This is a genomic window from Pseudomonas lurida (assembly GCF_002563895.1).
Lineage (GTDB): Bacteria > Pseudomonadota > Gammaproteobacteria > Pseudomonadales > Pseudomonadaceae > Aquipseudomonas > Aquipseudomonas lurida.
In genome coordinates this window covers 5,589,623-5,611,942 of the sequence record NZ_PDJB01000001.1, presented here as the reverse complement: position 1 = coordinate 5,611,942, position 22,320 = coordinate 5,589,623, and the positions used below count along the sequence as shown (strand labels likewise).

General features: G+C 62.5%; 16 protein-coding genes. 8 read left to right on the top strand and 8 right to left on the bottom strand.

Translation table 11 applies throughout. The features are described from left to right. Positions 1-117: 117 nt before the first annotated feature. Positions 118-582 carry a bacterioferritin gene (bfr, locus tag ATH90_RS25560; protein ID WP_015886133.1) on the top strand — a complete coding sequence of 155 codons (465 nt, stop codon included), beginning with the start codon at positions 118-120 and terminating at the stop codon, positions 580-582. A gap of 63 nt (positions 583-645) precedes the next feature. Here bfr and uvrA read toward each other — a convergent pair whose 3' ends face one another. Next, the gene (gene uvrA, locus ATH90_RS25555; RefSeq protein ID WP_069078326.1) at positions 646-3,480 is read right to left on the bottom strand and encodes an excinuclease ABC subunit UvrA; all 2,835 of its coding nucleotides are present in this window, start codon (positions 3,478-3,480) and stop codon (positions 646-648) included. A gap of 178 nt (positions 3,481-3,658) precedes the next feature. Here uvrA and ATH90_RS25550 point away from each other — a divergent pair, with 178 nt between their 5' ends. Then, positions 3,659-5,053: an MFS transporter gene (locus tag ATH90_RS25550; protein WP_034109553.1), complete on the top strand. Its 1,395-nt coding sequence runs from the start codon at positions 3,659-3,661 to the stop codon at positions 5,051-5,053. Positions 5,054-5,062: 9 nt separating this feature from the next. Continuing rightward, positions 5,063-5,578, top strand: a complete 516-nt coding sequence (locus ATH90_RS25545) for a single-stranded DNA-binding protein (protein WP_003232445.1) — start codon at positions 5,063-5,065, stop codon at positions 5,576-5,578. Between the two features lie 53 nt (positions 5,579-5,631). Here ATH90_RS25545 and ATH90_RS25540 read toward each other — a convergent pair whose 3' ends face one another. Beyond that, positions 5,632-6,552: a LysR family transcriptional regulator gene (locus ATH90_RS25540; protein ID WP_098467449.1), complete on the bottom strand. Its 921-nt coding sequence runs from the start codon at positions 6,550-6,552 to the stop codon at positions 5,632-5,634. Positions 6,553-6,652: 100 nt separating this feature from the next. Here ATH90_RS25540 and tam point away from each other — a divergent pair, with 100 nt between their 5' ends. Beyond that, positions 6,653-7,414, top strand: coding sequence for a trans-aconitate 2-methyltransferase (gene tam / locus ATH90_RS25535; protein WP_098467448.1), 762 nt, complete (start codon positions 6,653-6,655; stop codon positions 7,412-7,414). Positions 7,415-7,435: 21 nt separating this feature from the next. Here tam and ATH90_RS25530 read toward each other — a convergent pair whose 3' ends face one another. After that, positions 7,436-7,999: a cysteine hydrolase family protein gene (locus ATH90_RS25530; protein ID WP_034109548.1), complete on the bottom strand. Its 564-nt coding sequence runs from the start codon at positions 7,997-7,999 to the stop codon at positions 7,436-7,438. 96 nt (positions 8,000-8,095) lie between these two features. Between ATH90_RS25530 and ATH90_RS25525 the strand changes: the two genes are divergently transcribed. The 3 genes from ATH90_RS25525 to ATH90_RS25515 all read left to right on the top strand — a co-directional run bounded on the left by ATH90_RS25525 (position 8,096) and on the right by ATH90_RS25515 (position 11,081). Next, the gene (locus tag ATH90_RS25525) at positions 8,096-9,055 is read left to right on the top strand and encodes a GlxA family transcriptional regulator (protein WP_098467447.1); all 960 of its coding nucleotides are present in this window, start codon (positions 8,096-8,098) and stop codon (positions 9,053-9,055) included. A gap of 171 nt (positions 9,056-9,226) precedes the next feature. Beyond that, complete coding sequence (locus ATH90_RS25520) at positions 9,227-10,336, top strand: DUF3182 family protein (protein WP_098467446.1); 1,110 nt, start codon at positions 9,227-9,229, stop codon at positions 10,334-10,336. Next, positions 10,326-11,081 (top strand): alpha/beta hydrolase family protein, encoded by a 756-nt coding sequence (locus ATH90_RS25515; protein ID WP_069078349.1) that lies wholly within the window; start codon positions 10,326-10,328, stop codon positions 11,079-11,081. The genes ATH90_RS25520 and ATH90_RS25515 overlap by 11 nt, the downstream gene beginning before the upstream one ends. Before the next feature lie 105 nt (positions 11,082-11,186). Here ATH90_RS25515 and ATH90_RS25510 read toward each other — a convergent pair whose 3' ends face one another. From ATH90_RS25510 to ATH90_RS25495, 4 genes are all read right to left on the bottom strand, one after another. Next, complete coding sequence (locus ATH90_RS25510) at positions 11,187-12,143, bottom strand: lysylphosphatidylglycerol synthase domain-containing protein (RefSeq protein WP_034109540.1); 957 nt, start codon at positions 12,141-12,143, stop codon at positions 11,187-11,189. Further along, the gene (gene clsB / locus ATH90_RS25505) at positions 12,133-13,395 is read right to left on the bottom strand and encodes a cardiolipin synthase ClsB (protein WP_034109539.1); all 1,263 of its coding nucleotides are present in this window, start codon (positions 13,393-13,395) and stop codon (positions 12,133-12,135) included. The genes ATH90_RS25510 and clsB overlap by 11 nt, the downstream gene beginning before the upstream one ends. Continuing rightward, entirely contained in the window at positions 13,392-14,171 is a 780-nt protein-coding gene (locus tag ATH90_RS25500) for an endonuclease/exonuclease/phosphatase family protein (protein ID WP_069078350.1), read from the bottom strand. Before ATH90_RS25500 ends, clsB begins: the two co-directional genes overlap by 4 nt. A gap of 211 nt (positions 14,172-14,382) precedes the next feature. Next, positions 14,383-15,585, bottom strand: coding sequence for an MFS transporter (locus ATH90_RS25495; protein ID WP_034109536.1), 1,203 nt, complete (start codon positions 15,583-15,585; stop codon positions 14,383-14,385). 176 nt (positions 15,586-15,761) lie between these two features. Here ATH90_RS25495 and ATH90_RS25490 point away from each other — a divergent pair, with 176 nt between their 5' ends. Beyond that, on the top strand, positions 15,762-17,867 hold the full coding sequence (locus tag ATH90_RS25490) for a mechanosensitive ion channel family protein (RefSeq protein ID WP_098467445.1): 2,106 nt from the start codon (positions 15,762-15,764) through the stop codon (positions 17,865-17,867). A gap of 113 nt (positions 17,868-17,980) precedes the next feature. Here ATH90_RS25490 and ATH90_RS25485 read toward each other — a convergent pair whose 3' ends face one another. Then, entirely contained in the window at positions 17,981-22,240 is a 4,260-nt protein-coding gene (locus tag ATH90_RS25485; protein WP_098467444.1) for a DEAD/DEAH box helicase, read from the bottom strand. Positions 22,241-22,320 lie beyond the last annotated feature (80 nt).

Sequence of the window (22,320 nt, the reverse complement as noted above, 5' to 3'; positions counted from 1 at the left end):
TTTTGCGTTATTTCAGCTACTTTTCACCGCAAATCTTCACTTTTCTGCCGTTGGTCTCGTGACCTTCTGGTCATCATGGTTCAAACTACAGACTTTAAAGCAGGGAGATGTAGGGCGATGCAAGGTCACCCCGACGTAATCGATTACCTAAACACGTTGCTGACGGGCGAACTGGCTGCTCGTGACCAATATTTTATCCACTCGCGCATGTACGAAGACTGGGGCTTTACCGAGCTCTACGAGCGTATCAACCACGAGATGGAAGAAGAGGCACAGCACGCCGACGCATTGATGCGCCGCATCCTCATGCTCGAAGGCACGCCACGTATGCGTCCTGATGATCTGGATGTGGGCACCACGGTACCTGACATGCTCGCTGCCGACCTGCGCCTCGAGTACAAGGTCCGTGCCGCGCTCTGCAAGGGTATCGAGCTCTGCGAGCAGCACAACGACTATGTCACCCGGGAAATCCTGCGGGTGCAGTTGAATGACACCGAAGAAGATCACACCTACTGGCTCGAAAAGCAGCTGGGCCTGATCAAGCTGGTCGGCCTGGAAAACTACCTGCAATCGCAGTTCTGATTTCCGGCTAAAAAAGCCCCTGTCACCGCAAAGTGACAGGGGCTTTTCATTGGGCCCGAAAAGTCAGGCCCGGTCGCGTTCCAGCAACGGTTTCAAGTAGTAACCGGTGTGCGATTGCGGCATTTCGGAAACCTGCTCCGGCGTGCCCACGGCGATGATCTGGCCGCCCTTGGAGCCACCTTCCGGCCCGAGGTCGACCAGCCAATCCGCGGTCTTGATCACGTCAAGGTTGTGTTCGATCACCACCACGGTGTTGCCGTGGTCGCGCAGGCGGTGCAGCACGTCCAGCAGCTGCTGGATATCCGCGAAGTGCAGGCCGGTGGTCGGCTCATCGAGGATATACAGGGTCTTGCCGGTGTCGCGCTTGGACAGCTCGCGAGACAGCTTCACCCGCTGCGCCTCACCGCCGGACAGCGTGGTCGCCGACTGCCCCAGCTTGATGTAGGACAAGCCCACGTCCATCAGCGTCTGCAGCTTGCGCGCCAGCGCCGGAACCGCGTCGAAGAACACCCGCGCTTCCTCGATGGTCATCTCCAGGGTTTCGTGGATGCTCTTGCCCTTGTATTTGATCTCCAGGGTCTCGCGGTTGTAGCGCTTGCTCTTGCACACATCGCATGGCACGTAGATGTCGGGGAGGAAGTGCATCTCCACCTTGATCAAGCCATCGCCCTGGCACGCTTCGCAGCGACCGCCCTTGACGTTGAACGAGAACCGGCCTGGTCCGTAGCCCCGTGAGCGGGATTCCGGAACGCCAGCAAACAGCTCGCGAATGGGCGTGAACAGCCCGGTGTAGGTTGCCGGGTTGGAGCGCGGCGTACGACCAATTGGGCTCTGGTCGATATCGACCACCTTGTCCAAGTGTTCCAGGCCTTTGATGCTGTCGTGTGCAGCCGCTTCCAGGGTGGTCGCGCCATTGAGGGCGGTGGCACTCAAGGGGAACAGCGTGTTGTTGATCAGCGTCGATTTGCCCGAGCCGGAGACACCGGTCACGCAGGTCAGCAGGCCCAGTGGGATTTCCAGGTCGACATTGCGCAGGTTGTTGCCACGCGCGCCCTTGAGGTGCAGGGCCAGTTTCTTGTTGCGCGGTGTACGCTTGGCCGGCACTTCGATCTTCACGCGGCCGGACAGGTATTTGCCGGTCAGCGAATCGGGATGAGCCATGACTTCGGCAGGCGTGCCCTCGGCGACAATATGCCCGCCGTGCACACCCGCGCCCGGGCCGATATCGACCACGTAATCCGCCAGGCGGATCGCGTCCTCGTCGTGCTCGACCACAATCACCGTGTTGCCTATATCTCGCAGGTGCTTCAGCGTGCCTAGCAGGCGATCGTTGTCGCGCTGGTGCAGCCCGATCGACGGTTCATCAAGGATGTACAACACGCCCACAAGGCCGGCGCCAATCTGGCTGGCCAGGCGAATGCGCTGTGCCTCACCGCCTGACAAGGTATCGGCACTGCGATCCAGCGACAGGTAATCCAAGCCAACGTTGACCAGGAACTGCAGCCGCTCACGAATCTCCTTGAGGATCTTGTCGGCGATTTCGCCGCGGCGGCCGGTGAGCTTGAGTACGCCAAAGTACTCGCAGGCGTCACCGATCGGCAGGTTGGTCACCGCCGGCAAGGTCTTCTCGCCTACCCATACATGCCGTGCCTCACGACGCAGACGAGTGCCGCGACAATCCGGGCAGGGCTGTGTGCTGAGGAATTTTGCCAGCTCTTCACGCACGCTCGCCGATTCGGTCTCGCGGTAACGACGCTCGAGGTTCGGCACGATGCCTTCGAACGGGTGGGAACGCTTGACGATATCGCCACGGTCATTCAGGTACTTGAAGTCGACGTTATGCGACCCGCTGCCATTTAGAATGACCTTCTGCTGGTCCGCCGGCAGTTGGTTGAACGGCACTTCAAGGCTGAATTTATAGTGCGACGCCAATGACCCCAGCATCTGGAAGTAATAGACGTTGCGCCTGTCCCAGCCGCGAATCGCTCCCTCCGCCAGCGTCAGGTCGCCGTTGACCAGGCGCTTGATGTCGAAGAACTGCTTCACCCCCAGGCCATCACAGGTCGGGCAGGCGCCGGCCGGGTTGTTGAAGGAAAACAGCTTGGGTTCCAGCTCGCTGATGGCGTGGCCGCAGATCGGGCAGGCAAAGCGCGCGGAGAAGATGATCTCTTCGCCCGGTTCGTCGTCCATCGGCGCCACCAGGGCAATGCCGTCGGCCAGCTTCAGCGCGGTTTCGAAGGATTCGGCCAGACGCTGCTGCAGGTCGGCGCGCACTTTGAAACGGTCGACGACCACATCAATCGAGTGCTTCTTCTGCTTGTCGAGCTTCGGCGCTTCGTCCAGCTCATACAGCTTGCCGTTGATCCGCGCGCGCACAAAACCTTGCGCACGCAGTTCTTCGAAGACCGAAAGGTGTTCGCCCTTGCGCTCACGGATCACCGGTGCAAGCAGCATCAGCTTGGCGCCTTCCGGTTGGGCCAGCACCAGGTCGACCATCTGGCTGACGGTCTGGGCTTCCAGGGGAATGTCGTGGTCCGGGCAACGCGGAATACCCACGCGTGCATACAGCAGGCGCAGGTAGTCGTAGATTTCGGTAATGGTGCCCACGGTGGAGCGTGGGTTATGGGAGGTCGACTTCTGCTCGATGGAGATCGCCGGCGACAGGCCTTCAATGGTGTCGACGTCGGGCTTTTCCATCATCGACAGGAACTGGCGGGCATAGGCCGACAGCGATTCCACATAGCGACGCTGGCCTTCGGCATACAGCGTGTCGAACGCCAGGGACGATTTGCCGGACCCGGACAAGCCGGTGATGACGATCAGTTTGTCCCGGGGCAGGGTCAGGTCGATGTTCTTCAGGTTGTGGGTTCTAGCCCCACGAATCAGGATCTTGTCCAAGATGGCCTCGCACGGCGGGCGTAAATAATGCCGGAGTATACGGCTAAAGACTGGATGAATATACACTGTCAAAAGGCCGCTTGCAGCCTTAGATGAAAGCTGCGCGGCAAAGCGCCGCATATACCCTCTCAATCGATGGGACTGGTAGAATCGCCGCCGGTTCACACGAGGTTTTTCCATGCACGATCCCCACAGCGAACGCATGAGTAGCGGCGAGACCCGAGCAGCAAGCGGTCTGGCCCTGGTGTTCGCCTTCCGTATGCTGGGCATGTTTATGGTGTTGCCGGTGCTGGCGACCTATGGAATGGATCTCGCAGGTGCGACCCCCGCATTGATCGGCCTGGCGATTGGCGCCTATGGCCTGACCCAGGCCATTTTCCAGATTCCGTTCGGGATCATTTCCGACCGCATTGGCCGCCGCCCGGTGATTTACCTGGGGCTGATCGTGTTTGCCCTCGGCAGTGTGCTCGCGGCGCAGTCCGATTCGATCTGGGGCGTGATCGCCGGGCGAGTTCTGCAAGGCGCCGGCGCCATTTCTGCTGCGGTCATGGCGTTGCTGTCCGACCTGACGCGCGAGCAACACCGCACCAAGGCCATGGCCATGATCGGCATGACCATCGGGCTGTCGTTCGCCGTGGCCATGGTGGTCGGCCCCTTGCTGACGCGCGCGTTCGGCTTGCACGGGCTGTTCCTGGCCACCGGCGGCATGGCGTTGTTTGGTATCGTGATCGTGGCCTTTATGGTGCCGCGCTCCACCGGCACGCTGCAGCATCGGGAGTCGGGCGTCGCCCGGCAGGCATTGCTGCCGACGCTCAAGCACGCTGACCTCCTGCGCCTGGATTTAGGTATCTTCGTGTTGCACGCGATGCTGATGTGCAGCTTCGTCGCCTTGCCCCTGGCCTTGGTGGAAAAAGCCGGCCTGCCCAAGGAACAGCACTGGTGGGTCTACCTCACAGCGCTGCTGATTTCGTTCTTCGCCATGATCCCGTTCATCATCTACGGCGAAAAGAAACGCAAAATGAAACGAGTTCTCCTGGGCGCCGTCGCGACATTGATGCTCACTGAGCTATTCTTCTGGCAGTTCGGCGACAGCCTGCGGGCGCTGGTAATCGGCACGGTGGTGTTCTTCACCGCGTTCAACCTGCTGGAGGCTTCGCTGCCATCGCTGATCAGCAAGGTCTCACCGGCCGGTGGCAAAGGGACGGCAATGGGGGTGTATTCCACCAGCCAGTTCCTCGGCTCTGCACTGGGCGGCATCATGGGTGGCTGGATGTTCCAGCATGGCGGTTTGTCGGTTGTGTTCCTTGGATGCGCAGGTCTGGCTGCCCTCTGGCTGGCCTTTGCTGTTACCATGCGCGAACCTCCCTATGTGACGAGTCTGCGTTTGCCGTTATCGCCTGAAGCGATCCGCGAAGCCGGTCTGGTCGAGCGCCTTAAGGCCGTTACAGGGGTTACCGATGCCGTGGTTGTTGCTGAAGAAGCCGCCATCTACATCAAATTGGACACCGAATTATTGGATCGCGCGACGCTCGAGCAACTGGTCAACCCAGTGCCGACAGCGCGCCCAGCCTAGGAGAACGTTATGGCCCGTGGGGTTAACAAAGTCATATTGGTCGGTACGTGCGGCCAGGATCCCGAGGTTCGCTACTTGCCTAACGGTAACGCCGTGACCAACCTGAGTCTGGCGACCAGCGAACAGTGGACCGACAAGCAGACCGGCCAGAAGGTCGAGAAAACCGAATGGCACCGTGTGTCGATGTTCGGCAAGGTCGCAGAGATCGCCGGTGAGTACCTGCGCAAAGGTTCGCAGGTCTACATCGAAGGCAAGCTGCAGACCCGCGAGTGGGAAAAAGACGGCATCAAGCGTTACACCACTGAAATCGTGGTCGACATGCAAGGCACCATGCAACTGCTGGGCGGCCGTCCGCAGGGCGACCAACAGGGCCAGGGCGGCATGTCCAACTCGGCACCGCGTCCACAGCAGTCCCGCCCACAGCCAAGCCAGCAGCCACAGCGTGAGTCGCGCCCAGCGCCACAACAGGCCGCACCGCAGCCGGCTCCGGATTTCGACAGCTTTGATGACGATATTCCGTTCTAAGGTCTAGGCCCGGAACGAACAAAACCTCCGATGGCTCATGCCTCGGGGGTTTTTTATTGCCTGCCATCAGCGTCGGTCGAGGCTGACGTGACAACCATTGCCCGGAAACGCTGCAACACCGCCGAGCCATCCCCAATCCGCGTCGCCAGGTGCAAGGGCGCCACCAGGCTGCTGCATTCCGTCAGGTCCCGATAAACAATGCCGTCCCCGCGCAATCGCTGCATCGACGCGGGCACGATCGACACCCCAAGCCCTGCCGCTACCAGGCTCAGTGTGGCGGTCATGCGCGGTGCTTCCTGCACCACCTGCGGGCTGAACCCTGCTTCACGGCAGGCCACCAGAATGGCGTCATACAGGCCCAAGCCGACGCGACGGCGATAGAGCACGAAGGACTCGGTCGCCAAGGCCGCCAAGGGCAGGGGCGATGCTGAATCGCTTGCCAGGGGATGATCCGTCGGCAGCGCCAGCAACATGGGCTCCACCAGGATCGGTTCGTCCTGCAGCAATTGCGTCCCGCTGAGGGGTGAGCGGATAAACGCCGCGTCGAGTTTCTCGTGCAGCAACGCGTCCAGCAGTTCGCCCGTACCGGCTTCCTCCAACACCACGGTGACGCCGACAAAGGTTTCGCGGAACAGCCGCAGCACACTCGGTACAAAGGGATGCAGCGCGGCCGAACTGGTGAAGCCGATCGCCAGGCGCCCACGTTCACCGCGCGCCGCGCGGCGAACCACCTCGGCGACACCCTCAGCCTGGGCGAGTATTTCCCGGGCTTCGTCCAGCAGAGCGAGGCCGGCGGTGGTGGGGCGCACGCCACGGGGCAAACGCTCCATCAAGATCACGCCCAACTCGGCCTCCAGGCTTTGCAGCATCCGCGTCAACGGTGGCTGCTGCATGCCCAGGCGTTCGGCGGCGCGGGTGATATAGCCTTCTTCGGCGATGGCCACGAAGGCCCTGAGTTGGCGAAGCTCCAGCATAGGAATACTTTTCAGGTATGGGAGGGCTCCAATCCTGGCATTTGTTCTCATGGCTCACAAGAATTAGGCTGTGGCCAACCTCAAAAGAAGGAAAGCCGTGATGACCTGGTCAGCCAAGCAGTACACGATGTTCGAACAGCAGCGCACCCGTCCCGTCCGTGACCTGGTGGCGGCCATTCCGAATACTGAAGTGCGTACGGCCGTCGACCTGGGCTGCGGCCCCGGCAACTCCACCGAAGTATTGGCCCAGCGCTTCCCGCACGCGCGCATCACCGGCATGGACAGCTCCGATGACATGCTGGTCGACGCCCGCAAACGGTTACCGGCGCTGAACTTCGAACTGGCGGACATCGGTGCCTGGCGCCCTGCGCAAGCTTGCGATGTGATCCTGGCCAACGCGTCCCTGCAATGGCTGCCGGACCACGCCACGCTTTACCCGCGGTTGGTTCAGCAACTCACGCCCGGTGGCACGTTGGCGGTGCAAACGCCGGACAACCTTGATGAGCCCGCTCACCGGCTTGCCCGTGAAGTCGCGGCCGATGGCCCATGGTCTGCCAAAATCGGTGCGGTCAAACACAATGAACGCCACACCGCGAGTTACTACTACGAGCTGCTGAGCCGGCACTGCAGCACCGTCGATGTGTGGCGTACCATCTATCTGCACCCGCTGGCAGATCACGCGGCGGTGGTGGAGTGGTTCAAGGCGTCAGCCCTGAGACCGTTTCTCGCGCCGTTGACCGACAGCGAAAAAGCCGCCTTCCTTCAGGCGTACCAGGCGCGGATCACCCGGGCTTACCCAGCCCTGGCCGATGGCACCGTGCTGCTGCCTTTTCCGCGTCTGTTCATCATTGCTACCCGCTAACACCACCCAGGCAAGTGGCGGTCATGCCGCCGCCGCTTGCGCTTTCAAGTATTCATCCGCCGACACCACGCCCGCATAACCAAACGCCAGTGATGCCATATACGCCCCATGCACCTGCGCAGCGGGAATCACCTGCCCATTAAATTCCAGGTCCCGCGTCGCACACGCGTCGTGAATCACCGTGACCTTGTAGCCCAGGTCCGCCGCCGCCCGCACCACAGCATCGATACACATGTGGCTCATGCTGCCGACCACCACCAATTCCGTGATGCTGCGTTGTTCCAGCAGGGCACGCAGGTTGGTCTCGCGGAACGCGTTCACGAAGTGCTTGAGCACCACCGGCTCACTGCCCTCGTTCAGCACTGTGCGATGCAGATGCGCGCCCTCGGAGCCCGGTGTGAAGAACGGCGCATCCTCGGACGTGAACTCATGACGAACGTGAATCACCGCATCGCCCGCCTGGCGAAACGCCTGCAGCACCTGCGCGGCCTTGTCTGCCGCGGCGTCCACGCCGTCGAGTGGCCACTTGCCTTGGGGGAAGTAGTCGTTCTGGATATCGATTAGGATGAGCGCTTGCTTGGCCATGTGTGTTGCCTCGTGATGGGTTGATGGGTCCAGTATCTTAGCTGGCGCCCGCACCTGGGATTGGCTGCACCGACAATAACAGGGGGAAAACTGACAATGGTCGTTGTTGAGCTGGGCGTGTTGATCTACCAAGGTGCGCAACTGGCAGCCGTGCACGGCTTGACCGACCTGTTCGGCGTCGCCAACCGTATCGCCGCCGAGCATCAATCCGCGCAGTTGCCGCTGCTGCGGGTCAGCCATTGGCAGGTGGATGCCAGCGGCAAACCAGAACGTGTATTCAGCAGCCACCCTGGCCCCGATCAATCGATGATGGCTGTACTGGTGCCGCCGTCGATTGGTGAGTTTACCGAAGACCAGGCGCCCCCTGCGCTACTGGAATGGCTTCGCCAGCAACATGCTGCGGGCACGGTGCTGGGGGGCGTGTGTATTGGCTCGATCATGCTGGCGCGCAGCGGGTTGCTTGATGGGCGCACTGCCACCACCCACTGGTCGTCGGCCAACGCGTTTGCAGCCCGTTACCCGGCCGTGCGCCTGGAGGCGGATAAACCGATTGTCGATGACGGCGACTTGATTACCACCGCCGGCTTGATGGCCTGGTCCGAACTCGGCCTGCGCCTGGTCGACCGCCTGATGGGCCCAAGCATTGCGGCCGATACCGCGCGTTTCCTGGTGATCGAGCACAGTGACAGCGCCAGCCAGTGCGGCAGCAACTTCGCGCCCATTCTCGGCCACGGTGACGCGGCCATCCTCAAGGTTCAGCACTGGCTGCAGGCCAGCGGCGCGGTGGATGTTTGCGTGGCGGCGATGGCCCTGGAGGCGGGCCTGGAAGAGCGTACGTTCCTGCGGCGCTTTCGTAACGCCACTGGCTTGAAACCCACCGAATACTGCCAGCACCTGCGCGTGGGCAAGGCGCGGCAGATGCTGGAGTTCACCAATGGCACCATCGACCATATCGCCTGGACCGTGGGCTACCAGGACCCCAGCGCCTTCCGTGCCACCTTCAAGAAGATCACTGGCCTCGCACCCAGCGATTACCGCAGCCGCTTCGGCGTCTGAATCGTGCAGAACGCCGCAGCGCGAGTACGCTGTCGTGCAGAATGAGGCAGGCCAACTGCCATTGGTTTTTCGGCAACTGCTTGATTTGAAAACTATCTTGCCTGAAAGAGCCTTGGCCTGATCCCTGCAACCTCTCTCGCACACACATCGCGGGATGGCCAAGGGGGACGCATGACCCCGACTCAACGCAAGAAGCTGGTAGTCGCTCACTCCACACGCGAGGGCGCGCCGCTGCATGAGGTCGAAACCAACCGCGCCCTGGCGCGCTGGCTGGCGCAGATTCTCGGGCTCAAATTCGGCGGCAGCTACGACCCCGATTTACATGCGGGGCGCACACTGTACCTGTTGCCCACGCAAACCCTGGTCGGCCCGGCCCAGGCGCGGGCGCTCAACATCAAGGGCCCGCAGGATCTTTGGGGCGGCTACGTCGACCACGATTTCATCTGCACCAAAGCCATCAGTCATGGCGTGCTCGGCCCCGAGGCTAAAGCGCCGCAAGGTTGGTCAACCTTGTTCAGCGAGCGTGTGCGAAAAGTCGTGCTGGATGGCCTGAGCGTCTTCGCCTTGGAGGACGCCCGACCCGCCGCCACGCGCTTGCTGTACAGCGGGCCAATTCGGCTGAAACCCGTGCATGCCTGCGCGGGTCGTGGGCAGGAAGTTATCCACAGTCTCGATGAATTCGACGCCGTGCTGGCGCGACCTGACGCGGCGAAGCTGTTCAACGAGGGGGTGGTGCTGGAGCAAGACCTGCATGACGTGGTCACCCACAGCGTCGGCCAGAGCTTTATTGGCGAGCACGTGTTCAGTTATTGCGGCGAGCAATACTTGACGAAGGACGGGCAGGGCGAGGACGTCTATGGCGGCTCCAACCTGCTGGTGGTGCCGGGGGGCTACCAAGACCTGTTGCAGCTCGAACTGCCCGACGATGTGCGTGAAGCCATCGAGCAGGCCCAGGTCTTCGACGATGCCGCCAATGAGGCTTATCCCGGGTTTTATGCCTCGCGGCGCAACTATGACATTGCCCAAGGCCTGGACAGCGACGGCCAGCGGCGCAGTGGCGTGCTCGAACAATCCTGGCGCATGGGCGGGGCCAGCAGCGCGGAAGTCGCGGCGTTGCAGAGTTTTATCAATAACCCCGGCCTGCGGGCGATCCGTGTGTCCTCGGTAGAAACCTACGTGGACCAACCCCTGCCGGCCGATGCCATCGAGGTGTATCGCGGCCCGGCGGAAAACAGCGAGTTTCTTCTCAAGTACGTGACGGTTAAATCTTATGACGGCTAGAAGCGAAAGCATTGCGATCGATATCGACGACGAACAGATGAGCGGCACCTTCCTGAGCCCCAAGTCCAAAGTACCGGGCGTGCTGTTTGTGCACGGTTGGGGCGGTAGCCAGGAACGTGACCTTGAGCGCGCCAAAGGCATCGCTGGCCTTGGGTGCGTGTGCCTCACCTTCGACCTGCGCGGCCACGCCGGTACTGGCATTCCGTTGTCCCGCGTCACCCGTGAGGACAACCTGCGCGACCTGCTGGCGGCCTATGACCGGCTGCTGGCCCACCCGGCCATCGACACCTCGGCGGTTGCGGTGGTGGGCACCAGCTATGGCGGCTACCTGGCCGCCATCCTCACGTCACTGCGCCCGGTGCGCTGGCTGGCGCTGCGCGTTCCGGCGCTTTACCGCGACCAGGAATGGCTCAAGCCCAAGCGTGATCTGGATAAGGCCGATTTGATGGATTACCGCAGCACGCTGGTGCATGCCGAAACCAATCGCGCCTTGCACGCGTGTTCGGCGTTTACCGGGGATGTGCTGATCGTCGAATCGGAAACCGACGATCACGTGCCCCATGCCACGATCATGAGTTACCGCGCGGCGTGCCAGCAGACGCATTCCCTGACCCACCGCATCATCGATGGTGCTGACCATTCCCTCAGCGACCCGGTGTCCCAGCAGGCCTACACCTCGATCCTGGTGGACTGGATCACCGAAATGGTGGTGGGTGAGCGGTTGAGCATCATCCAGTCTCGATAAGCGGTGTTCTGTCTACCGCTATCGCCGGCAAGCCAGCTCCCCATCGCACTGTGCCCCTGAGGGAGCGGGCTTGCCCGCGATAGCGATCCACTCGGCACCACGTTGTCAGGCAGGGCTTTTCTTCACCCGCAACGCCTTGGCCTTCGCCTCCACGCCGAGGTACATCACCAGTGCTATCAGCAGCGGCACAATAAAGTAGATGGCCCGATACGCAATCAACCCGGCCAGCAAGCTGCCCCGCGACGCCTCATGCTGCAACAGCGCAATGAACACCGCCTCCAGCACACCCAGCCCGGCCGGAATATGGGTGAGCACCCCGGCAATCGCGCTGATCAGCAACACCCCCAGCACCAACGGATAGTCGAGTTTGGCCGGCAACAAGGTGAAGATCACCGCTGCCATCAGCGACCAGTTCAGCGCGCCCAACAGCAACTGCAAACACGCCATACGCACGGACGGCAGGTTGATTTCCATGCCGCGAACGGTCCATGCACGCTTTTTCGAAAACTGGCAGGCCAGCAGATAACCCAGGCTGGCCAGCACCAACAACGCGCCGATGCCTTGCAGGGCCGTGGTGCTGACCTTCCAGCCCGGCGGCATCGTGACCAGCCCACTGCTGAAGATCACCCCGGCTATTGCCATGTAGCCAAACCAGTTGGTGGCCAGGCTAAGGCCGAGGATCTTGGCGATATTGCTGGTACTCACCCCCAGTCGCGAATACAGACGGTAGCGCATGGCAATACCGCCGACCCACGCGCTCAGGTTGAGGTTGAACGCGTAACTGATGATGCCCACCGGCAGGATCTGCTTCCATACCAGGTTCTGGCGAATGTAGGTGCGACCGATCAGGTCGAAGCTGGCATAGACGAGAAAACTGCACAGCGTCAGCGCGCTGGCGATTACCAGCGTGCGCACCTTGAAGTCGCCCAGGGTTTGCACCACCTCGCTCCAGTCGATGCGCCGTGCAAGCAGGGTGAACAGCACGATCAGCAGCAGGAAGAAGGCGATCGTCAGCGGTTTCTTCCAGCGCTTGAACCGCGAGCCTTTGGTTTCAGACGTCATGGTGCTGGGCCTCAAAAGGTTTCAACCGCGGCTTGTGTGCCGGCAACCAACCCGTCAGTGCAGGGAAGTGGCGCATCACGTGGAAGACCAGGAAACCCACGGTCAAACGCCACAGCCACAGGCGCGGCTTGCGGTTCTCAGGCATGGTCTGGCAATGGTTCCTGGCCAGGGTCTCCAGGCGTTCATACAACTGTTGATTGAAAGCGCGGTCCCGAATCAGCACGTTGGCTTCCAGGTTCAACGCCAGGCTCAACGGGTCCAGGTTGCTTGACCCCACGGTGCTCCAGTCGTCATCCACCAGTGCCACCTTACCGTGCAGCGGGCGCTGGCAATACTCGTGAATCACCACGCCATCCTTGAGCAGATAGTCGTAGAGCATGCGCGCCGCCAACTTGGCCAGCAGCACGTCGGGTTGGCCCTGCATGATCAGTTGCACCTGCACGCCACGTCGCGCAGCGTTGCGGATCTCCCGCAGCAGGCGGTAGCCGGGGAAGAAGTAAGCGTTGGCAATGACCGCGCGTTTTTGCGCCTTGCTCAACGCATGGATGTAGGCTTCTTCGATATCGTCACGGTGCTGCACGTTGTCGCGGTAGATCAGGCGCACCTGGCCATCGCCCTTGTCGGTAGACCACAGCGACGGCCGTTGCTGGCGCCGTCGCCAGCCGCGTCGCGTGCGTACCTGGCGGCCACTTTGTGCCAGGGCAAAATGATGCAAGTCCGCCACTGCCGGCCCAATCACCTGCACCGCGTAATCCTGCTTGGCTTCGGGGCCGTAGTCGCCCAGGTGGTCGGCGGAGAAATTGATCCCGCCGATAAACGCCACTTCGGCGTCCACCACCACAATCTTGCGGTGCAAGCGGCGAAACCAATTGGTGCGAATGCCCAGCGTCTTGGAGGCCGGGTCGAACATCTGCACGGCCACACCAGCCTCGGCCAGCTCGCCGAGAAACGCCGGGCTGAGTTCGCCGCAACCAAAGCCATCCAGGCTCACCACCACCTTCACGCCACGCTGCGCCGCTTCGATCAGAATGCCTTGCAGCTCATGGCCCACTTTGTCTTCGAAGAGGATGAACGTCTCCAGCAGGATTTCCCTGCGGGCAGCGCGCAATGCCTCGAAGACCTTGGGGAAGTAGGCCTCGCCGTTCTCCAGCAACTCGACCTGGTTGCCGCTCTGCCAGCCATAGTCCAGGTCACGGGCCTTGGCTTCGTCTGGCGGTTGGTCGGTGGAGATGTGTTCAACAGCAATATTCATAGCTCGATCTCCACCGACAGCGGCACGTGGTCGGACAGATGGGACCAGGGCCGCGTCGTCAGCACCCTTGGGTTATGCACCTTCAAATTACGCACGTAGATCCGGTCCAGTGGCAGCAACGGCAGGCGCGCCGGGAAGGTGCGCGCGGGTTTGCCCAGGGTTTGGACAAATACTTCCTTCAGGCCGCTCTGGCTCAGGTCGGCCTTGTGGCGCCAGTCGTTGAAGTCACCGGCAACAATCAGCGGTGCATCCGCTGGGATCTCGCTGATGCGCTGCTCGATCAGGCGCAGTTGCTGTTGGCGATGCACCTCGCGCAGGCCCAGGTGAATGCAGATCGCATGCACCTCCTGGCCGCTGCCCGGCAAGCGCAACACGCAATGCAGCAGGCCACGGTTTTCATGCCCGCTCTGGGAGATATCAAGGTTGTCGTAGCTAACGATCTGGAATTTCGACAGCAGCGCATTGCCGTGGTCGCCGTGGGGGTAGACCGCATTGCGCCCGTAGGCGAACTGCGGCCAGATGCTGTCGGCGAGGAACTCGTATTGCGGCATGTTCGGCCAGTCGTTGTAGCGCTGGGGATGGCGCTCGTGAGTGCCGTGGATCTCCTGCAGGAACACCATGTCGGCACCCACGCTGCGCACCGCCTCACGCAGTTCGGGCAGGATGAAACGTCGATTCAAGGCGGTGAAGCCCTTGTGGATATTGACCGTCAGCACCGTGAAGCGAGTGATGGCGACGCTGGGGGTGATGGGCACCCAGTCTGGGATCGCAGCCATGATTGCTCCTGTGAAAGAAAGGGGGGCCTGGCCCCCGTTCATGGCTGACTCTGATTTTTGGCTGAAAGTTTCCACCTTTCTACAAACGGCATAAACCAAATGTAGGCGCGAGCTTGCCCGCGATTACGACGTGTCAGTCGTTGAATGATTGACTGACACACCGCATTCGCGGGCAAGCCCGCTCCCACACGGGTTCGATGGTGTGATCGAGTCAGTGTCCGGCCACGCTCCGGTTCGACGACTCGGCATACACCGGCCCCAAGCGATCAAGGCGGCCACTCCAGGCGGTCAGAGCCAACGCCACCAGCACCACCAAGCCACCGATCCAGGCCGTGTGGATCAACCCCAGGTGTGCCACGATCAAACCGCCGCCCCAGGCGCCACCGGCAATCCCCAGGTTGAATGCGGCGATATTCAGCCCCGAGGCCACATCCACCGCTTGCGGCGTGTGATGTTCGGCCTGACGCACCACATACACCTGCAGGCCCGGTACGTTGCCGAAGGCGACCGCACCCCACACCAGCACGGTGGCCAGGGCCAGCCACGGGTTGCCAGCGGTGAAGGTCAGCACGAACAACACGGCGGCGAGCAGGGCAAAGATGATTTTCAGCGCACTGATCGGGCCGCGTTTATCCGCCAGCTTGCCGCCCCAGATGTTCCCGGCGGCGACCGAGACGCCGTACACCAGCAGCACCAGGCTCACGGTGCTGGCGCTGAAGCCTGCGATGTCCTGAAGGATCGGCGCCAGGAAGGTGAACGCGATAAACGAGCCGCCGTAGCCGATGGCCGTCATGGCGTACACCAGCAGCAAGCGCGGTTGCTTGAGCACTTGCAGTTGTTGCAGCAGGGACGCAGGTTTGCTGTGCGCAATGTTTTTCGGCACGTAGATCAGGCTGCCGATAAACGCGATCACACCCAGCGCCGAAACGGCGAGGAAGGTTTCACGCCAGCCGAAATGCTGGCCGATAAACGTACCCAGTGGCACGCCGGTCACCAACGCGACAGTGAGGCCGGTGAACATGATTGCAATCGCACTGGCGGCTTTTTCCTTGGGCACCAGGCTGGTGGCGATGGTCGAGCCAATCGAGAAAAACACCCCGTGGGCCAGGCCGGTGACGATCCGCGCCAGTACCAGGGATTCATAGCTCGGTGCCTTCCAGGCCAGCAAGTTACCGAGGGTGAACAGCACCATCAGCGACAGCAGCAGGAATTTGCGCGGGACTTTGCCGGTGAGGGCCGTGAGCACCGGTGCGCCGATGGCAACGCCCAGGGCGTAGAGGCTGACCAACAGGCCGGCGGACGGCAAGTCGACCCCAAGGTCGGCGCCGATGGTGGGTAGCAAGCCAACGATGACGAACTCGGTCGTCCCGATGGCGAAAGCGCTGAGGGTCAGCGCGAGCAAGGCAATGGGCATGGCTGCAACTCCGGTGGGTTTCAATCAGGAGCGCAGTGTCGAGTGTTGGCTGTTGTGGAAAAAGCCAGGGATTGGCATTTGATATTTGCGTGTGAGTCAAAGATTGCGCAAAAGGGGAACGATCAAGGCTCAAACCCGTCAGTTCCTTACAGACCCTTCTGAAGGAGCCCGGTGTTTTGCTGAATCTAAAGACTGCATTACTGCTCGGCGCGCTGTTGTTCTGCGGCAGTGGCGCGCTACAGGCTGCGGCCACGGCGCCTGAACCCGAAACGCCGGCCAAGCCGGAATTGCTCGTCGAAGGCGGGCTTCTCGGGGCGATCAGCGCCAGCATCGATGATGTGCAAGAGAAGCTCGACCTCAACCAGGACCTCATCGACGCCTGGCGCCTGCGGGCGGACCGTGCGGCCGATGAAGTGGGGCGCCTGGTCGACCAGACCGCCGCGCGTTCGCCATGGAGCATCGCCGGGGACTTCCTGTTGCTGTCGGGCGTGTGGATCGGCGCCTTCACTGTGCTCACTTTGCTCGGGCGCTTTGTCGTACAACGCCTGAGCCGACGCCCCTTCATCGGGCAGCGCAAGCGGTTGCAGGCGGTGCTGGGCTATGTCGTGCCCTATACGATTCCCGCGCTGATTTGCCTGCCACTGACCCTGTATGTCAGCCACTTTTTACCCACCTCCATAGGCCGCGCGCTGGCACTGTGTTTTGCCTACGCCACCAGCAGCGGCATCTTTTCCACGTCGATGCTGTTGTGCGTCATTGTCATGTTCAATGTCGGCCACAAGCGCCCAGCGGTGCAGATTATTCGCGACTACTGCCCCAAGCCGCTGTTCCTGATCGGTTTCCTCGCCGCCCTCAGCGACGCCTTGACCAGCCCGCAGATCGCCCGCCAGTTCGGCGGCAATATCACCAGCAGCGTCGCCGTGTTCACCGGCCTGTTCGCGGCGGTGATCTTCGGCGTGCTGGTCGTGCGACTGCGTCGGCCGGTCGCCCACTTGATCCGTAACAGACCGTTGGCACAACGCCTTAAGCACCCGGCCCTGCAGCAGTCGCTGCGGGTGTTTTCCGGGTTGTGGTACTGGCCGATCCTGTTGATGGTGCTGGTCTCGGCGGTCAACCTGATCGGCGCCGGCGACGATAACCAGAAGGCCCTGCGCTGCGCGCTGTTCACCACCATTCTGCTGATTGGCACGGTGTTCCTGAGCACAGTGCTGCAACACCTGTTCAAGTCTCGCAGCCAGGTCGCCATCCAGCGCAGCAGCGCCTACAAGGAACGCTTCCTCAGCCTGCTGCACGCAATCCTGCGCATCGTCATGGCCATCTCCTTTATCGAGATACTCGGGCGGATCTGGGGCGTGTCGCTGTTTGAATTTGCCCAGCGCAATTCGGTGGGCCGGGCGATCAGCGACTCCCTCAGCAGCATCGGCCTGATCCTGCTGATGACCTGGCTGTTCTGGGTGGTGCTCGACACGGCCATCCAGGAAGCGTTGAAGCCGCCGGTCAACAAACGCTCCAGCCGCCAACCCAGCACGCGGGTCAAGACCATCCTGCCGCTGCTGCGCAATGCGGTAAAAATCATCCTGGTGGTGATCTGCGCAATCACCACCATGGCCAACCTTGGTATCAACGTTGCACCGCTGCTGGCGGGTGCCGGGGTGGTCGGCCTGGCCATCGGTTTCGGTTCGCAGCAGTTGGTGCAGGACGTGATCACTGGCCTGTTCATCATCATCGAAGACACCCTGTCCATCGGCGATTGGGTGGTGCTCGACTCCGGTCACGCCGGTACTGTCGAAGGCCTGACCATCCGCACCCTGCGCCTGCGCGACGGCAAGGGGTTTGTGCACTCGGTGCCATTTGGGCAGATCAAGGCGGTCACCAACCAGTCGCGGCAATTTGCCTACGCGTTCTTCTCGGTGCAGTTCACCTACGACACGGACGTGGACAAGGCCGTGGAGCTGATCCGCGAAGCGGGGCAGTCGATCCGTGATGACGTGTTCCTCAAGTACAACCTGCAAGGGCCGCTGGAGGTGTTTGGCGTCGACAGGATGGACCTCAACGGCGTGGTGCTCACCGCGCAGTTCCGCACGGTGTCGGGTGGGCAATATGCGGTGAGTCGTGCGTTCAACCAGCGGCTGAAGAAGCTTGTGGATAACTGTGATGAAGTGCACTTCGCGCAGACTTATCCCCAGCAGGTGTTGTTGCCCAAGCGTACGCCGCAGGTGGATGAGCCGGGTGACGAGGTGCCGGCGTCGGTGGTGGTGACGGAGCAGCCCAGGTCTCAATGATGGGTGTGACAGTCAAGGCCTCATCGCAGGCAAGCCTGCGCCCATTCTGGGAATGCATTCCCCCTGTGGGCGACGGGCTTGCCCGCGATGAGGCCAGCAGGGTCAATACGGATTCAGTGCCTGATCAATTTCTCTTGCACTGCCTGCTGATCCACGTCGATTAGCACCTGCTGCTTGCCCGCCACCCTTACCGCCGCTGGTAACCCATCCCGGTACACAATCCGATTACCGCTCACCGCCGGCACTTTGCTGCCTGGCAACAGCGTGCCCACCAGGTTCAACGGGTCCGCCCCGCACACGGCGATCAAACTGCCGTCATGGGCCCGACGCCGCACTTCACGCAGCAACGGGATCGCCTCCGGCAATGCAAACTGCTCCCCCGCCAAGCCACTGACAAACCGCCCGCCACGAATCTCGCCTCGCGCCTCCAGCCGATGGAATGTGCGCAGCAATTCGCGCCAGCTTGGCAACCACTCGGCTTCACGCTCCAGCAAGCGCCAGAACACCACGCCATAGCGGCGCAGCAGGGTCATCGCCACATGCTCCAGGGTTTCTGCCGAGTGCGGGCCGGCGGCGGTTGAGGAGCGCCTCACCAGTGCCCAGCGACCGGCATCGTCCATGCCGCCGACAAACGCACCGCGCCCACGCCGGCTGCTGCGCGCCTGGCGTTTGCTGGCGGGCGTGGTCAGGGCGCGCAGGCCGGCGAAGCTGTCGGCGTTCACCAGCCCGGCACCCACCAGTTCCTGCAAGGCGGTTTCCAGTTCGCTGCGCAGTAAGTGGGCTTCGTGCACCAACTCATCAAAAAACAGCGCGCCGTGGTCGCGCAGGGCTTGGTGCACCTTCTGCGCCTTGGGCGACAGGCTGGAGGCGTCGGTGAGTTCGGTCAGTGCGCTCCACAGTCCCACCTGGCTGCGTGGCAGCAACACCACCGGTGTGCTGCGCAACGCCATGGCGCTGGCCTTGTTGCTCAAGCGTGTCCACACCAGCTTGCCGCTGCGGCATAGCTCGTCGAGCCAGGTGGAGGAATAGTCCTTGAGACGTGCACTGAGCAGGTCGCTGTCCCAGGCGGACGTGGCGGCGGCATAGCCTTCGAACTGCCCGACGATCTGCGCCAGCATCGCGCTGCCCTGGCCACGGGTGCCTTCGGAAAGGTGCTGCCAATCGAACAGAAACCGCATGAAATCCTGCAACGCCACAGGCTCGATTTCCCGGCGCAGGCGCTTGACCGTGTAGCGATGAATGCGCGCCAGCAGGTGGCGTTCGCACCATTGCTCGTGCGTGGCGCCAGGGCTGAAATGCCCGCGCAGCACGTAGCCCTCCTGCTCCAGGCGGGCCAGCGCCTGTGTGACATCCGCCACCGGCAAGGCCAGGGGCCCGGCGATCTCGATCAGGCTCAGCGGGCCGAACCCACCAAGTCGCGCGCGCAGCACTTCCGTCACGGCATCCTCGTACGACCAGGGCTCATCGAAGCCGGGCAGCAACGGCAAGTGGTTGGGGTAGATCGCCTGCACACAACTCAGGCGTTCAACGGCGACCCACAGGCTGGTTTGCAAGTGAGTGTGCAGTGGATAGGCACGGCCACCCTTGGCCAGGGCCTGCAGCCATTTCGCCCATTGCGGCGTGACCTCGTTGCCAGCGATACACGCCAGGCTCATCAGCGCCTCATGCATTTCATCCACCCCGTTGGGCGCCGGCCACGCCTCTTCGCGCACGCCGGCGATGGCGTCGGCATCCAGCGCGCCAAGGTCGTCGGTGCTTTGCGGGTCGCTCCAGCGCCGGTTGAGCACGGCCTGTGTACGGCGTTCCTCCAGTGGGGCATCGTCAAGAAAGGTATAGGGCCGCGCACTCAGAATTTCCGCGGCCATGGGCGACGGCGCTGGCAGGTCGCGGCTGATCAGCCGCACCTCGCCGCGCTCCATGCGCCGCAGCAGGGCCAGCCAGGCGTCGCTGTCCATGGCTTCGTGCAGGCAGTCGTCGAGGGTTTGTTCCACCAACGGATGGTTGGGGATCTCGCGCTCGCCGGCGAGGTTTTCCAGGCAGGCGATCTGGTCGGGAAACACGCTGGCGATCAGGTCTTCACTTTTCATGCGCTGGATCTGCGGCGCGACCTTGCGCCCACCGGTAAAGCGCGGCAACGCCAACGCCACGCCGGCATTCCAGCGCCAGCGCACGCCGAACAGCGGTGCATCCAGCACAGCCTGGATCAGGAGATGCTCGGCGCTGTGACTGTTGAGGTAGCGCCACACGTCGTCCAGCTCGAAACTGTGGCTGGTGGACAGTGACAGCACGATCGCATTCTCGCTGGCCGCGGCCTGCAGTTCGAAATTGAATGTGCGGCAAAAACGCTTGCGCAGCGCTAAGCCCCAGGCGCGGTTGACGCGACTGCCGAATGGCGTATGGATGATCAGTTGGGTGCCCCCGGACGCGTCGAAAAAACGCTCCATGATCAACGTGTCCTGGGACGGCAAGGCACTCAGGGCCAGGCGCGTGCGAGCCAGGTAATCGAGAATCTGCTCGGCGCTGGCGCGGTTCAGGCCGAGGGTGCCGGTGAGCCAGTCCTGTGCGGCGTGCAGGTCGCCCGGCGTTGCGCTGAGCAACGCGTCCAATTGGCCCTGGAGGCGCGCCACCGCCGCCGACAGCTCGTTGCTGCGCCCCGGCGCCTCACCCAGCCAGAAGGGAATGGTCGGCGGTTGGCCATGGGCGTCTTCGACCCGCACTTTGCCGGCCTCGACGCGCAGGATTCTGTACGACGTATTGCCGAGCTGGAAGATATCCCCGGCGATGCTTTCCACCGCGAAATCTTCGTTGACGCTGCCAATGCTCAAGCTCTGGGGCTCGAGCAGCACGCTGTAGTCGGCGTTGTCGGGGATGGTACCGCCACTGGTCACGGCAGTCAGTTTGGCGCCACGTCGACTGCGCAGGGTGCGAGTCAGGGCGTCGCGGTGCAGGTAGGCGCTGCGGATGCCCTGGCGGCCGTTATAACCCTCGCTGAGCATCTGCAGCAGTGCTTGGTAGTGCCCTTCATCGAGGGTGGCGTAGGGCGCGGCGCGGCAGATAAGGTCCAGCAAGGCCTGCTCGGACCATTCCTGGGCGCTGACTTCGGCGATGATCTGCTGGGCCAGCACGTCCAGCGGCGCGACCGGTATGTGCAGGGTGTCCAGCTCGCCCCGGCGCACACAGTCGAGCAGGGCGGCGCATTCGATCAAGTCGTCGCGGGTCGTAGCGAACAGGCGCCCCTTGGGCGTGCCGCCGACGTGGTGGCCGGAGCGCCCCACCCTTTGCAGAAAACCGTTGATGGAGCCGGGCGAGCCGATCTGGCAGACCAGGTCCACATCGCCGATATCAATCCCCAGCTCCAGGGACGCGGTGGCGATCAGCACTTGCAGCGCACCGCCCTTGAGGCGTTGCTCGGCGTCCAGGCGCATTTCCTTGGCCAGGCTGCCGTGGTGAGCTGCCACGGCGGACTTGCCCAGGCGTTCGCTCAAGTGCCGGGCCAAGCGCTCGGCCAGGCGTCGGGTGTTGACGAACACGAGTGTGGTGCGGTGTTCGCGGGCCAGTTCGGCCAGGCGGTTGTAGACCCGCTCCCACACATCGTTGGCCATCACCGCCGAGAGCGGCACGGGCGGCACCTCGATATCCAGGTCGCGCGGGCGCGCGTGGCCGATATCGACAATCGCGCACGTCCGGCCGCTGCCGACAAGGAACCGCGACACCGCGTCGATGGGCTTTTGCGTGGCCGACAGGCCGATACGCATCAGCGGTCCGGCGCACAAGTGTTGCAGGCGTTCCAGGCTCAAGGCCAGGTGGCTGCCCCGTTTGCCGGCGGCGATGGCGTGGATCTCATCGACGATCACCGTGCGTGTATTGGCGAGCATCTGTCGGCCGGAGTCCGAGCCCAACAATACGTAGAGCGATTCCGGAGTCGTCACCAGGATATGCGGCGGGCGCTTGCGCATCAGCGCGCGGTCTTTTTGCGGGGTGTCGCCGGTGCGCACGGCGGTGCGGATAACCAGCGGCGGCAGGCCCAGCTTCTGCAGGTGCTCAGTGATACCGGCCAGCGGGTCTTGCAGGTTGATCTGGATGTCGTTGGACAGCGCCTTGAGCGGCGACACGTAGACCACCAGGGTTTCATCTGGCAACTCACCGCCGTTGGCCAGGCCTTGGTGGACCAGGTCATCGAGCACCGCCAGGAACGCCGTCAGCGTCTTGCCGGAGCCGGTGGGCGCGGCGATCAGCGTCGATTGGCGTTGGCGGATCAGCGGCCACGCCTGGGCCTGGGCGCCTGTCACCGAGGGGAAGGTGCTGCGCAACCAGGTGCTGACGGCGGGGTGGAAGCCGTCCAGGGCCGTGTCCGTGGATTCAGGAAGGTTCATGCGTTCAGTTATGCGGCCGGCTACAACAAGTTGCAACCCCGCACTTTATCCGTGACGGTTGCGCTACAAACCCGCAAAAT